The 14,331-nt window shown below is 65.4% G+C and carries 9 protein-coding genes; 2 read left to right on the forward strand and 7 right to left on the reverse strand.

Features of this window, described 5'->3' with window-relative positions:
- Positions 1–85 precede the first annotated feature (85 nt).
- The 7 genes from PFY01_RS07005 to PFY01_RS07035 form a co-directional block, all read right to left on the reverse strand.
- Positions 86–2,419: a TonB-dependent receptor gene (locus tag PFY01_RS07005; RefSeq protein ID WP_271042923.1), complete on the reverse strand. Its 2,334-nt coding sequence runs from the start codon at positions 2,417–2,419 to the stop codon at positions 86–88.
- Between the two features lie 195 nt (positions 2,420–2,614).
- On the reverse strand, positions 2,615–4,540 hold the full coding sequence (locus tag PFY01_RS07010; RefSeq protein WP_271042924.1) for an alpha/beta hydrolase family protein: 1,926 nt from the start codon (positions 4,538–4,540) through the stop codon (positions 2,615–2,617).
- A gap of 85 nt (positions 4,541–4,625) precedes the next feature.
- Complete coding sequence (mnmA, locus tag PFY01_RS07015) at positions 4,626–5,837, reverse strand: tRNA 2-thiouridine(34) synthase MnmA (protein ID WP_271042925.1); 1,212 nt, start codon at positions 5,835–5,837, stop codon at positions 4,626–4,628.
- A gap of 91 nt (positions 5,838–5,928) precedes the next feature.
- Entirely contained in the window at positions 5,929–6,213 is a 285-nt protein-coding gene (locus PFY01_RS07020; RefSeq protein WP_026108337.1) for a DUF1153 domain-containing protein, read from the reverse strand.
- Between the two features lie 172 nt (positions 6,214–6,385).
- Positions 6,386–8,143 (reverse strand): flagellar hook protein FlgE, encoded by a 1,758-nt coding sequence (gene flgE, locus PFY01_RS07025; protein ID WP_271042926.1) that lies wholly within the window; start codon positions 8,141–8,143, stop codon positions 6,386–6,388.
- Between the two features lie 48 nt (positions 8,144–8,191).
- Complete coding sequence (locus PFY01_RS07030; protein ID WP_271042927.1) at positions 8,192–8,920, reverse strand: flagellar hook assembly protein FlgD; 729 nt, start codon at positions 8,918–8,920, stop codon at positions 8,192–8,194.
- 4 nt (positions 8,921–8,924) lie between these two features.
- Complete coding sequence (locus tag PFY01_RS07035) at positions 8,925–10,820, reverse strand: flagellar hook-length control protein FliK (protein WP_271042928.1); 1,896 nt, start codon at positions 10,818–10,820, stop codon at positions 8,925–8,927.
- A gap of 387 nt (positions 10,821–11,207) precedes the next feature.
- On the opposite strand from PFY01_RS07035, the gene flgK reads away from it, so the two are divergent.
- On the forward strand, positions 11,208–13,325 hold the full coding sequence (gene flgK, locus PFY01_RS07040; RefSeq protein WP_271042929.1) for a flagellar hook-associated protein FlgK: 2,118 nt from the start codon (positions 11,208–11,210) through the stop codon (positions 13,323–13,325).
- Positions 13,322–14,287, forward strand: a complete 966-nt coding sequence (locus tag PFY01_RS07045; RefSeq protein ID WP_271042930.1) for a flagellin — start codon at positions 13,322–13,324, stop codon at positions 14,285–14,287. The genes flgK and PFY01_RS07045 overlap by 4 nt, the downstream gene beginning before the upstream one ends.
- The last annotated feature ends 44 nt before the right edge of the window (positions 14,288–14,331 follow it).

Below are 14,331 nucleotides of genomic sequence, written 5' to 3' on the forward strand. Positions count from 1 at the left end.
GCCGTCGCAAAGCCTTCACGCAGACGAAGAAAAACCCCCTCCCGCCAAGGCGGAAGGGGGCCAGTCGGTCATTCAGGAGGAACGCTTAGTAGGAGGCGCGCAACTCGATGCCGAAGGTGCGCGGATTGTTGAAGTTGCCGTAGTCGCCCAGGGTGTTCCGGTTCGACGGATCGCGGCGATAGACGTAGGTCTCGTCCAGCAGGTTGCGCGACCACAGGGCCACCTCCAGCAGCGGACCGCCGTCGCGGGTCGTGATGTCGGCGATGGCGACGCGGGCGTTCACGACGAAGGACGAGTCGGCCTTGATCGCGAACTGCTCGAAGCTGTGGGCCGCATCGGCGTAGTTGGCGTCGATGTGCGCCTTCAGGGTCGCGCCCATGAAGGGCGAGTTCCAGTCGGCCGCGACGCTGCCGGCGTTCTCAGGCGTATAGGCGATGAAGACCTGCTGCACCTGGCCGTTGAATGGGTTGACCGTGTCCGGCACCTTGGCGTCCGTATAGGCGTAAGAAGCCGACAGAGTCAGGTTGTCGGTCGCCCGGAACTGACCCTCCAGCTCCACGCCGCGGATTTTGGTGGTGCCCGGGGCGTTGATCGTTTCCAGCGTGTTGCGGGTCGAGGCGCCCTGGACGGTGACCAGGCTGAAGTCGATCTGGCTGTCGGTGCGGTCCATGGCGTAGACGGCCGCGTTGAAGCGGACGCGACGGTCGAACAGGTCGCTCTTCAGGCCGATTTCGTAGGCCTTGACCTCTTCGGGATCGAACGAGCGGTAGGTCAGCGAGCGCGAGGAGGCGCCGCCGGCGCGGTAGCCGGTCGAATACTTGCCGTAGACGTTGATGTTGTTGCTGACGTCATAGGCCAGGGTGACCAGCGGGTCGAAGCGATCGACCTTGGAGCTGAAGGTCAGGTTGGTGGGGGCGTTGTTGACGACCTCCAGCTTGCCGTCCTTGTCGTCCCAGGTGTAGCGGCCGCCGACCGTCAGGTGCAGGGCGTCCATGCTAGCCGGGGTCCAGGTGGCTTGTCCGTAGATGGCCTTGGATTCCGAGTGTGCGGTGGACTTGCGGTCCAGCGAGCGGAAGCCGCGGATCGTCGGGGTGGGGTCCAGAATGGTGTAGCCCGTGCCGTCGGCGTTCCACTGGTTCGTCGAGGGCGTGGCGGCGTCGTCGGACACCGTTTCCTTGAAGTAGAAGACGCCGCCGACATAGTCGATGCTGTCGCCCAGCGAACCGACGGCCTGCAGTTCCTGGCTGAACTGATGCTGCCAGAAGCCGGCCAGCGAATAGCGGCTGAAGCGGCCGTTCGGACCGACGACCGGCGGACGGTGGGCGCCGGCGATGTTGTCGTACTGTTCGACGTCCAGATCGCGATAGGCCGTGATCGAACGGATTTCCAACGAGTCGGTAGGGCGATACGACAGGTGCAAGTCCATGCCGCGCGTATCGTCGACGCTGAACTGCTGAGGCACGCCGATGTCGGCCTGCGTCATGCGGTTGGAGCCCTCGACCTGGACCAGGGGCGACAAAGCGCGGATGCTGCCCGAGGGAACCGTAGCCGAGGTGAACGGCACGACGGTCAGGCCGTTCGGGTTGAAGTTCAGCAGCTGGCTGTAAAACGGGGTGTTCTTGTCCTTGCTGATGTCCGCCGCCAGGGTGGCGGTGAAGTTTTCGGCGGGCGTCCAGCGCGTCTGGAAGCGAAGGCCGCGACGGTCATATTCGCCAAAGCCGGTCTGGCCCGGCAGGATGTTCTCGGTCACCGGGCCCTGGACGGAAATGATGCCGTCGACCTTGAAGGCGAAGTCGCCGAGGGCGGGGAAATCGACGTGCAGTTCGGAGTTGTAGGACTCCAGATTGCCGACGCCGGCGATGGCGCGCATGCCGAACACGCCCGTGGGCTTCTTGGTCACCAGCGACAGGGCGCCGCCTTCGGTGTTGCGGCCGAACAGGGTGCCTTGCGGACCCTTCAGGACTTCGACGCGCTCGATGTCGAGCAGGGCGGCGGCGAGGCCGTGCTGGCGGGCCAGATAGACGCCGTCGACATAGACGCCGACGCCCTGCTCGCGGGCTGGCTGGTTGGCGTCGTTCGGCACGATGCCGCGGATGCCGATGGTCAGGGCGGACTGACGGGCCTCGAAGGTGGCGATGCGCAGGCTGGGGACGCTGCCGTCGGCCAGGTCCATCAAGCTCTGCACGTGGCGATCAGCCAGGGCCTCGGCGTTGACGACCGAGATCGAAATCGGCGTGTCTTGCAGGTTGGTTTCGCGCTTGGTCGCGGTCACGACGATGTCGTCGAGGCCGGCCGGCTCGGCGCTAGCGGCCGTCGGCGCGGTCTGGACCGGCGCGGTTTGGGCGAAGGCGGAAACGGGCGCGGCGAGAAGGGCGGTCCCCAGCAGCAGCTGAAGGCGCAGTTTGGTCTGACGATGCATTTTTATCCCCTGCTTAGTCGGGGCGGGGATTACGCCGTCATTGCGATGCGCAGTTTACAGCCGTGCAACAGCCCGGTGCATCTTTGATGTCCGAGGACGCGTCAAATCTCCGATGCGGGTCCACGACAATTCCACATCGTCTCCACAATCGAACAGACGGAGCACGTCGGGCAACGCGCTCCGTCCTCGTGAAAGCTATTTCCTCACGTATTTGTCGAGGAAGGTCAGATAGGCGTCTTGGGCTGTGATGCGATTGTCGCGGCGGGTGAAGCCGTGCCCTTCGTTTGGGAAGACGACATAGTCAACCGGCACGCCATTGGCGCGGACGGCGGCGACCAGTTCGTCGCTTTCGACCTTCAGCACGCGCGGGTCGTTCTCACCCTGCACGACCAAGAGGGGCTTGTTGATCCCTTCGGTGTGGAACAGGGGCGAGATGCGGCGGTGGCGCTCGGCGTCGGTGGCTGGATCACCCATCTCGTCATAAAGGGCGATGCGCTGGGCGCCCCACCATGGCGGAATGGACTCAAGCGTCCGAACCCAGTTGGTTACGCCGAAAATGTCCACCCCCGCCGCAAAGGCGTCAGGATGGAAGGCGAGGGCGGCGGCGGTGATGTATCCGCCATAGGATCCGCCCATCACTGCGACCTGATCGTCGGCGACCCAGTCCTGCTGTCTCAGCCAGTCGCCGCCGGCGACGATGTCGCGCAGATCCGCCTCGCCGTGCTTCTTGTCGTCCAGATGGAAGAAGGTCTTGCCGTAGCCGGAGGAGCCCCGGTTGTTGGCGCCCAACACAGCATAGCCATGGTTCACCAGGTGCTGGACCATGGCCGAATAGCCGCGTCGGGTCTGGCCGCCGGGACCGCCGTGGACCAGCACGATGGCCGGGGCGGGATTTGCGGCGGACGCGCCCTTGGGCTTGTAAAGCACAGCGGGGATCATGACGCCGCCCTCGCCAGGGTATCGCACGATGGTGGCCTCGACGAGCGCGTTTTCGTCGATTGCGGGGTTCAGGGTGTGGGTCAGGCGTCTGGCCTGACCCGTCGTCAGGTCGGCGACGAAGACGTCGGCCGGCGAGGTGTCGGACGAGACGGTGAAGGCGATGGTCTTCTCGTCCTCGCTGAACCGGACATTGCCGATATCGCCGTCAGGCAGGCCGGTCATGGCGACAGGCTGACTGGTCGTCGCGTCCAGCAGGGTCAGTTCGGTCTTGGCGTCGGCGTTCAGGCCGGAGACGCGGTATCGGCCGCTCGGCGAATAGAAGACGAAGCTGACATCCCAATCCGCCTGGATAAGCGGCGTGTTCGCGCCGCTCGCCAGATCGTGGCGAATGGCCTGCTGAAACTCGCCGTTCTGGTCCGTGCCGATCAGCACGGCTTTCGAGTCTGGCGTGAAGTCGAAGGCGGTATAGGCGACATTGCCTTCGTGCGGGGTCAGCAGCTTGGGCTCGCCCGGTGCAGTCAGATCGACCAGATAAAGGTCGTTGTTGGCGCTGGTCAGCGCCTTGTCCAGCACCAGCCACCGGCCATCCGGCGACAGGGCGGCAGGTGAGAAACCGCCGGTGTTCTCGAACACCGTCCGATGCGCATAGGTGGTCGCATCATAGGCGATGACATCGAAGGCCGAGGCGTCGCGTGCGTTCGAAGTGACGAAGAACGTCTTGCCGTCCTGGCTCCAGCTCAGGAAGTCGGCCTTGACCTTGTCGCCAGGCGTCAGGTCGGTGATCGCGCCGTCCGGCGTCCGCACGAACAGATGGCTCAGCTCGTCGCCGCCACCGTCCTGGGTGAAAAGGATGCGTGCGTCGGAGGGGAAATAGCTGACGGGATTGACCGCGCTCGTGGTCGAATTGGTCAGCGGGATCGGATCGCCGCCGGCGACGGGCAGGGCGTAGGCATTGAAGACCCCCGTCTTGTCCGACCGGATCAGCACGGACTTGCCGTCCGGCGAGAACGCCTTGGCCCCGCCATAGCCCAGACCATATGAGACGGTGTCGAAAAACTGGGCCGCCGTATAGGTCGGCGTCGCCGGGCTTGTCGCCGCGGGCGCGGCGGCCTGCGCCATTGCTGCGGCGGGAAGGGCGGCCATTAGGGCCAGTACGGATACCAGGCAGGCGGTGGTGCGCATCGGAGCCTCTCGTCGGTGGGATGACCGTAGGAGGCGACAGAACACCACGTCGGATGCAAACTGTCTTCGATTTAATGGATCGTCGTTAGACGACGACCGCTGTCGTGTCGCGGATGAAGCCGCCGCCCAGGACGCGTTCGGTGTCCACGGGATGATACAGGGCGCAAGCCTGGCCGGGGGCCACGCCTTCCTCGCCTTCGTCGAAGACGATGCGGATGTCGCCGTCGATCATCGCGAGGCGCGCTGGCGAGGGCTGGCGCGTCGAGCGGACGCGGGCCAGGACGGGGATGTTGGTCTCGGCCGCCTCGACGATGGTGGCCTCGTCGCCCAGCCAGTTGGTTTCTTCCAAAGTCAGAGAGGCGGTCAGCAGGGCTTCACGCGGGCCGACGATGACGCGACGGGTTTCGGGCTCCAGCCGGGTCACGAACAGCGGTTCGCCCACGGCGACGTTGAGGCCGCGGCGTTGGCCGATCGTATAGTCCGTGATGCCCGCGTGCCGGCCCAGCACCCGACCGTCCATATGCACGATCTCGCCGGCCTCACGCCCTTGCGGACGCAGGCGGTCGATCAGGGTGCGATAGTCGCCGGAAGGTACGAAACAGATATCCTGGCTGTCCGGCTTGGCGGCGATCTTCAGGCCCAGTTCGGCGGCGACGCCGCGCACCTGGGGCTTTTCCAGATCGGCCAGGGGGAAGCGCAGATAGTCCAGCTGGTCTTGGGTCGTGGCGAACAGGAAGTAAGACTGGTCTCGCGAATGGTCGATCGCCTTGCGCATCTGCGAGCGGTTTCCGGCGACGGCGCGGCGGACGTAGTGACCCGTGGCCATCGCCTCGGCGCCCAGGTCGCGCGCCACGTCCAGCAGGTCGCGGAACTTAACGGTCTGATTACAGCGGATGCAGGGGACCGGCGTCTGGCCCTTCAGATAGCTGTCGGCGAACTGGTCGATGACCGCATCCTTGAACCGGCTCTCATAGTCCAAGACGTAGTGCGGAATGCCGATCATGTCGGCGGCCAGACGGGCGTCGTGAATGTCCTGGCCCGCGCAGCAGGCGCCCTTCTTCTTTAACGCCGCGCCGTGGTCGTACAGCTGAAGCGTCACGCCGACGACGTCATAGCCGGCCTTGTGCAGCAGGGCCGCGACGACGGTGGAATCCACACCGCCGGACATGGCGGCCACCACGCGCGCGCCGACCGGCAAGCCGACCGCCGCCCGCGCGCTCTCGATCGCCGCATCCATGTCGGTGCGGGCGATGTCGGGAACGGGGCAGAAATCTTCGACCAAGGTCATCGCGGCCATTTAGTGCGGAACCGGTGCGATTTCGAGGCCCGCAAAAGAAAAGGGCCGCACCCGTCGCCGGATGCGGCCCTTAACGTCTTCGGGGAAACCCTCAGGAGCGGTAGCTCTGGATCCGCGTCGTGCGCAGACCCTGCATGCCCCATTTGTCGATGGCCTTCTGCCAGGCCAGGAACTCTTCGGCCGTCAGGCGATATTTCGCCAGGGCGTCGTCGAGGCTGAGCAGGCCGCCGCGAACGGCGGCGACGACCTCGGCCTTGCGCCGGATCACCCACCGGTCCGTGTTGGACGGCGGCAAGTCGTTGAGGGTCAGGGGCGTGCCAGTCGGTCCGACCACGTATTGTTCGCCTTTGCTATTAAGGCGTCGCTCTTGCAACATGGGCTTATGCCTCTTTCACCAACACCGTAGTGTCATGAAGGTAGGCGTCCCCGACTAAGGTCCGTTTAAGGGTCGTGGTGAAGGAACGGATAACTTCCGCCCCTCCCTGAACGACTCTGTAAACCTTGCTTGCGCGACGATTCATCGAGACTAACGCTTACTTACTCGCCGATCAGCGTTTGATGTTGATCAGCTCGGCCAGCATTTCATCGGCCGTGGTGATGATTTTGGACGAGGCGGAATAGGCGCGCTGGGTGGTGATCAGGCCGGTGAACTCGGCCGACAGATCGACGGTTGAGGACTCCAGCTGCTTGGCCGCGATCTCGCCCGCGCCGCCCGTTCCCGCCGCCTTCAGGTTAAAGGTGCCCGACTGGAGGCTGACGGCGTAGGCGTTGCCGGACACTTCACGCAGGCTGTCGGGGCTGGGGAAGGTGGCGACCGCGACCTGGGCGATGCGACGCATGACGCCATTGTCGAAGATGGCGGTGACGAAGCCGGCTTCGTCGATCTTGATCTCGCTCAGATTGCCGAACGCCGTGCCGTTGGTGACCGTGGATTGCACCACCGAGGCGGTGTTCAACTGGCTGAGGCCGCCGGCCGAGGTGTTGAGGTCCAGCGTGACGGCTTGGGCGGCGATGCCCAGACCGTCAGCCCAGGCGACCTGACCTGCCGGAATGGTCAGGTTGTTGGGATCGGACTTGCCGAAGTTCAGCGTCGCCATGGTCGGGTCGTCGAACAGGCCCGTGCCTGCGGGCCAGGCCTTCATCGTGTCGACGTCCAGGCGACCCGACGGGGTAAAGGCGATCTTGCCGGTCTTGATCTGGCCGTTGGCGTAGGGTGCGCCCGCGATCACGTCGCTAGCCGGCACGGACACGATTTCCGCATACCAGATGTTCGGTTCGTCGCTCTTCAGGAAGCGAAGTTCCAGGTTGCGCTGGCCGCCCTTGGAGTCCGAAACCGGAATGTTCATCTTGAAGTCGGGCTTCACTCCGACTGGGTTGTCGTCGTCGGCGTTGTACATCGCCATGGAGTTGACCGACGGGTCGTACTTCGTCTTGGCGACGTCTTCGTTGCCCAGGCCGACGTCCGAAAGGTTGAGCGTATAGGCGGGGCCGCTGGCCGGCGTGAACTGGATCTGGGTCGGCGGCGTGCCGATCGCGGTCGCCGAGCCGGCGTTCGCGCCGTTGATCGTCAGCCCGGTGATGGCGCCGGTGGTCGGGTCGAAAGTCGCCGAGGCGTCGACCCTCTGCGAACCGGACTTGATCACCAGATCATGGCTGTTGGCGCCGGTGCGGGTGTAGCGGACCGACACGTCGTGGGTCACGGCCGGCGTCGCCGTATCGGACACGCCCTTGTAGGACTGGGCGCTGGCCGCGGAGGACGATTCCTGGCTCGAACGCAGGTTGGCGTTGATCTGGACGCGAGTGGTCGGTTCGGCGGTGCCGCCGACCGAGCCGATGTTGATCGAGCGCAGGCGCGACAGATCGGACGGATCGGTCGAGATCTCGCCGTTGGAGTCCACTGGCCAGCCTTGAAGATACAGGCCGGCGCTGTTCTTCAGATAGCCCTGCTTGTCGACGGTGAAGGCGCCGGCGCGGGTGAACAGGCGGGTGTCGGTTGCGCCGACGTTCTCGGCCTGGGTCGTGGTGACGAAGAAGCCTTGACCGTTGACGGCGAGGTCGGTGCTGGAGGTCGTGCGCTGAAGCTGACCTTCCTGGCTGACATAGGAGCGGGTGTTGGTGGTGACGCCGCCGGCCGAGTAGCTGCCGCCCGATGCGGTCTGGCTGTTGACCAGGGTCTGGAACTCGCTGGCCGTGCGCTTGTAGCCGACGGTATTCACGTTGGCGATGTTCTGGGAGATCGCCGCCAGGGCGGCGGAGTTGGCGGCCAGGCCGGACACGCCGGCCAGCATTGCACTGTTGAGGCTCATGGAAGAACGCTCCTTAAATAGAGGTCATCGGGAAGGCGGCGGATCGCATCATGCGGCCGCCTCCTCGGTCGGGACGTTCGGATTCTCCGTATCGTCGGTATCGTTGGCCGCCTGGGCCTTGATCTCGTTCAGCGAGATCACGGTCGAAAGCGGAAGGATGGAGTCGCCAATCACGAGATACGGCGCGCCGTTGTACATCTCGACGCCAGTGACCCGGCCCTGGATCAGGGCCTGGGCGTCAACCTTGGCGCCGGCAGCGTCGGTGGCGGCGACCTTCAGCGTGTAGACGCCGCCGTCTTCAGCCGTGCCGCCTTCCTTCAGCTTGCCGTCCCAGGAGAAGGTGTGCAGGCCGGACTTCTTGTCGGGCGCGGCGCCCTCCCAGACCACGACGCCCTTGCTGTCGACGACCTGCAAGGTGGCCTTGTCCGCGTCGGCGCCCAATTCGTAGGCCCAGGTGGCCTTGCCGTCGTTGAACTCGGTGGCGGTCCAGGCGGCGGTGACGCTCTTGCCGATGTAGTTGGCGGCGTTGTCCAGACCACCGCCGGCCTGGGCGGCCAACAGGCTGGTCAGCAGGTCGTTGGTCAGCAGTTGCTGCTCCACGCCGGCCATCTGGGTCAGCTGGGCCGTGAACTGATTGGAGTCTAGCGGCGACAGCGGATCCTGGTTCTTCATCTGTGTGGTCAGCAGGGTCAGGAAGGTCTCGAAGTTCGAGGCCAAGGCCTTGGTGCCGCCGGTGATGCGGCCCGCTGCGGCGGAGGTTGTGACGGCGTCGACCATGGAGTCAGACCTTCAGATCGACGCGGTCAGGCGTCAGGGAATGGTTGATCCAGGCGCCGGGCGCCGGGACGATGGGCATGTCGGCCTGGGCCGCGAGGCGAGAGCCGCCGGCGAACAGGGCGTTGCGCTGTTGTTGGCGCTCGAAGGCGCCGCCGCCCGCAGATGGATCGCGTTGCGAGAAGTCGAGTGCGTCGCCTGCGACCTGGAAGCCGGCCTCCTGAAGCTGGCGACGCAGTTCGTCGGCGCGACCCTTCAGATCGGCGGCGGCGGCGGGATTGTCGAAGGCCAGGCGAGCGGACAGTTGTCCGTCCTTGCCGATCTCAAGGCTGACATCGACGCGGCCCAAATCTTCGGGCGTCAGCACCATGTCGAACCGGGTCGAACGGCCTTCGAGCTTGCGGGCCATCTGCGCAGCGAGTTGGGCGGTGGTCTCGACGGTGGCGCGTGACAGGGTGGACAGGCCCTGAGCATGGCTGGACACGGCGGCCTGCTGGGCAGTCTGCGCATCGACCGGCGCGGGGCTTGCGGTCGGGGCTTCGGGCGACGCTGGCTCCGGCGTAGCGACACCGCCGGTCGTGGCCTCGACTGCCTTGGCGGATGGCGACGCCGGCTTGGCGGCGACTTGCATCGCGGTGCTGGAAGGGGTGGCGTCTTCGGTCGTCGCCGTTTGAGCCGCAGGAACGGCGGTTTCTCCGGTCTGGTCCAGCGCGCCATGGAGGTTGCCGCGCAGGGGTGCAGCGGCCTGAAGCGAGGTCGGCGGCTTCGGCGTATCGGCCGGGGCAGCCTCTGCCGGCTGTTCGGACGCCGCAGCCGGTTTGGCTGCATCGAAAGACGCCGCTTCGGTGAGGGCTGCGACGACGTCGGCCGGGACGATGATCGACGGCCTGACCGTCGCTGAGGCTACGGCGATTTGGACATGAGCGACGGGGATTTGAGAGGCCGCAAGGGACTGTGCGATGGGCGAGGGTGCGGCCGGTTTGTCGGTGTTGGCGGCGGCGTTCTGGTTAGCACTGGCCGACGTGGCAGGCGCCGGTGCCGGCGCGTCGATCAAACGAGACGCAGCGTCGGACAAAGGGATAAGCGCAGGCTTCGAACTATCGCTCGCCTTCGCCGCTGTCTGAGCGGAGGCGGTTAGGGCCTTTTCAGTCCCGATTTCAGCCGCGGTCGTTGTCACGGCGGGAGAAGTGACCGGCGCCTCGGTCGTCAGGATTTCGCTGAGTTCGGAAAGAACCTTTTGGGCGGCCGCGCCAGGCGAGATGTTCCGCGCTTCGACTTCCTGTTCGCCAGGTGATGACGCAGGTTTGTCCGCCACATCCGTTCCGGAACGGGGAGTCGTAGCGACCATCGGCGTGGACGTTGCGGCCTCGGGCGCAACGACTTCGACTGACGTCACGTCTTGGCGAGCTTTCGGTTCGACAAGGACTGTCGCCGCATCCTCGGAAACGGCCGGCGAGCCCGCGACGACGAGCGACTGAGCGACCAGAACGGCCGGTGTCGGTTGCGCGGCGACAAACGACGTTGCGGCGACGATGCCAGAGCTATCGTCGTCATTCGCGGCCGTCTCTGTCGCAATCTGCTGCTCGTCGGCAAGGGAAGGCTGCGCTTTGGAGTCTGCGATCTCGCCCGAGATTGTGGGGACGATGTCTGTCGTCGGGGTCGGCATGTTGGCGTCCAGCTCGGCCGCGATGGGCTGGGCCATGATGACGCCCAGCGACCGAGCGCCCGTCAGGCGGCCGGGCGTCATCCGTTCGACAGGCGCGCCGTGGACGCCAATGTTCAGCGCGTCGGCGACCTTGCTGGAGAACAGGCCCGCATCGGCTGACTCTGCGCCCAGGGCGGCAGCCGACGTTCCGGTCGAAACCAGAGCGGCAGGCGCGAGCAGGGCGGAAGCGGTGGACATGGAAGCGCGGCGGCTTTCGTGAGGGGCGACGACGGCGCCTGCTGCGCCCAAGAGTTCGACACCCTCGACGCAAGGGCCGGGCCAAGAAAATAAGCCAGCAAAAACAATGCAAAGAACAGGGTCGGGGTCTGGAGGTCTGAGGCGCGGCGGTCGTTATTGCCGCGCTCTCGCCACTTTTTGCCCGGCTTCGCGGCGCCGACAAGTGACCCGAGCGATGCCCGCAATCCGATTGGCCCGACCTTTGCGCGTCTTTCCCATCATGACGGCCGCCCGATCAATGATCCTGTGGAAAAACAACGCTTTGTTCGAGCGGGCGCGGCGCGTGGCTGGGCAAGAACTGCGCGTCGCGATGCAGCGGTTGCCGGGTAGGGCGGGGGAGACGCGTCAATGTCGCTGAACTCGATCATGAACGTTGCGACGTCGGGGCTGAAGACCGCCCAGTCGCAGTTGCGCGTCACCGCCGACAATATCGCCAACGTCGATACGCCCGGATACATCCGCAAGGTCGCCGATCAGTCGGCCGCCGTCACCAACGGCTACGGTTCGGGTGTCGACGTCACGCGGGTGCGTCTGGCGACAGACCGTTTCCTTCAGGCCGCCAGCCTCAGCGCCGGGTCGGACGCCGCACGCCAGACCGTGCGCTATGAATTGTACGACCAGATCCAGAACCAGTTCGGCGATCCCAGCAGCGACACCAACTTCTTCGCCCAGGTCGACAAGCTGTTCGCCACCTATGCGACACTGGCCGAAAGCCCGACGTCCTCGGCCGGGCGTCAGGATACCATCTACAAGACCCAGGCGATCTTCAATCAGGCCGCCGGCATCGCGTCCCAGATCCAGTCGGCGCGTCAGGAGGCGGACGGCCGGCTGCTGAGCGCGGTCGAAACGGTCAATCCGCTGCTGGAGCAGATCGCCAAGCTGAACAAAACCATCGCCGCCGGCACGGTGACGAACGAGGATGTGACGGGCGCCCAGAACGCCCAGCTCGGCCTGATCAACGAACTGTCCAAATATATGGATGTGAAGGTCGAGGCCCGCTCCAACGGCGGCGTCACCCTGCGCACCAACACAGGCACGACCCTGGTGGGCGAGGGGGCGGCGACGCTGTCGTACCAGGCGGCCGGCACGGTGGACGCCATGACGGCCTTCTCCGACATCATGATCACCGAGCCCAGCGGCACACGCTGGCCGCTGTTGGACGGCGTGTCGTCCGGTCAGATCCGGGGTCTGGTCGAGATGCGCGATGTCGATGCGCCGGCGGCCGCCGCGCGCCTGGGTGAGTTGACGGCCAAACTCGCGGACGAACTGAACCGCGCCCACAACGCAAACAGCAGCGTTCCTGCACCGACCGCCTTGACGGGGCGCAACACCGGCCAGTCGTTGGAGAACGCCCTGACCGGCTTCACCGGCGCGACCACCATCTCGACGGTCAATGCGTCGGGCGTGGTGCAGGCCTCGGCCCGGATCGTCTTTTCCGGCGGCACGATGACGATCAACGGCGCCGCCGCGGATCCGACCACCTTCCTCAGCGTGCTGAACGCCCAACTGGGCGGCACGGCGACGGCGAGCTTCTCGGACGGCCAACTGCGCCTGGACGGGGCGGGGGGAAACGGCGTGGCCATCGCCGACGATGCGACGTCGCCCAGCGCCAAGGGCGGGCGTGGATTCTCGCACTGGTTCGGCCTGAACGACTTGGTCGCCACGACGACGCCGACCTTCTACGAGACGGGCCTGACCCTGACGTCTCAGCATGGGTTCGATCCGGGCGAAAGCCTGACCTTACGCTTTGCCGGTCCGTCCGGCGCCCGTCTTCGTGACATCACCGTGTCCGTGCCCGCCGGGACGGGAACGATGGGCGAGATGCTGGGCGCGCTGAACGATCCCATCACCGGCGTCGGCCGCTATGGCGCCTTCAGCCTGGATGCCGCGGGCAAGCTGTCATTCAAGGCTTACGACCCGTCTGCGACGTCGATGAGCGTCGTGAAGGACAATACGACCCAGGATCCGTCCGGCGTTTCAATGTCGCAACTGTTCGGGCTGGGCGCGACCGGGTCGACGCGGGCGGGCGCCTATACGGTGCGCAGCGACATCCAGCAGGATCCCGGCAAGCTGGCCTTGGCGCAACTGAACCTGTCGGCGGCGGCGGGGACGCCGGCGCTGAGCAAGAACGATGGGCGCGGCGGCCTGGCGCTCGGTGATGTGGGCAAGACGAACATCGCCTTCGCAGCAGCGGGCGGCAATGCCGGCGGAACCAAGACCCTGTCGTCCTATGCGGCGGACTTCGCCGGCGAGGTCGGCGGCAAGGCCTTGGCCGCCAAGACCCGCAGCGAAACGGCAAGCGCTCTGGCCAAGGAGGCGGACAGCCGCCGCACCTCGGCCGAAGGCGTGAACATGGACGAGGAACTGGTCAATATGACAACGTTCCAGCAAGCCTATAACGCCTCTGCGCGCCTGATCCAGGCGAGCAAGGACATGTACGACGTACTGATCGGAATCCTGCAATGACGCGCGTCGCGACCCACGGGAACTACCAGTCGGCCTTGCTCAGTTTGATGAACGCGCAAGGCCGCGCGCAGCAGGCGCAGGAGCGGATCGATAGCGAGAAGATCGCCACCGACATGTCCGGCTACGGCCGAGGCGCAGAGCAGCTGACCAGCCTGACATCGACCCAGGCGCGACTGGAGGGCTTCATCTCCACCGGCGAGGCCGTGAAGGCGCGGCTGAGCGCCCAGGATCTGGCCATGAGCCGCATTTACGAAGGTGGCAATGCGGCGCGCGAGGCCATTGCAAACAGCCTGGCCGCCGGGCGGATCGACAATCTGATGGTCGAGCTCGGTCTGAATTATCAGACGGTTCAGGGGGGATTGAACGCGGAACACCAGGGCTCGTACCTGTTTGCGGGCGGCCAAAGCGACATCGCTCCCGCCACGGCCGCGACCATGGCCGATTTGACGGCGGCGGCGTCCACCGCCGCGACCTTCGCCAACGACACCTTGAAGCAGAAGTCGCGTATCGACGAAAAGACCACGGTCGAGACCGGGTTTCTGGCCAGCGAGATCGGCGGGCCGCTGACTGAGGTGTTTCGCAACATTCAGACCTTCCAGAACGGCGCGGCGGTGACCGTCGGCGGCGTGACCTATACGCCAGCCGGCGCGGGCACGCTGACGGGACAGCCGGACGCCAACGTCACCGCGTTTTTGAAGGCGCAGATGGGCGAACTGGACAAGGCGAATGCGGGACTGACGAACCAGACGGCCAAAAACGGTCTGATCCAGAACCACGTCGAGACGGCGCTGGACGCCCAGGAAAATCAGAAGACCGCCCTGCAGAAGATGATGCAAGACAAGTCCGGATATGATCCGGCACGGGCGATCACCGACCTGCAGATGGCGCAGGTGGCGATCGAGGCTTCGGCCCAGATCATTAACTCGCTGAAGAGCACGTCGCTGCTCAATCTTCTGCGTTAAGTCGTCGTTTCAAAAAAGAAAACGGCAACGCTGGACCAAATATC

The organism is Brevundimonas vesicularis (assembly GCF_027886425.1).
Classification (GTDB): Bacteria; Pseudomonadota; Alphaproteobacteria; order Caulobacterales; family Caulobacteraceae; genus Brevundimonas; species Brevundimonas vesicularis_C.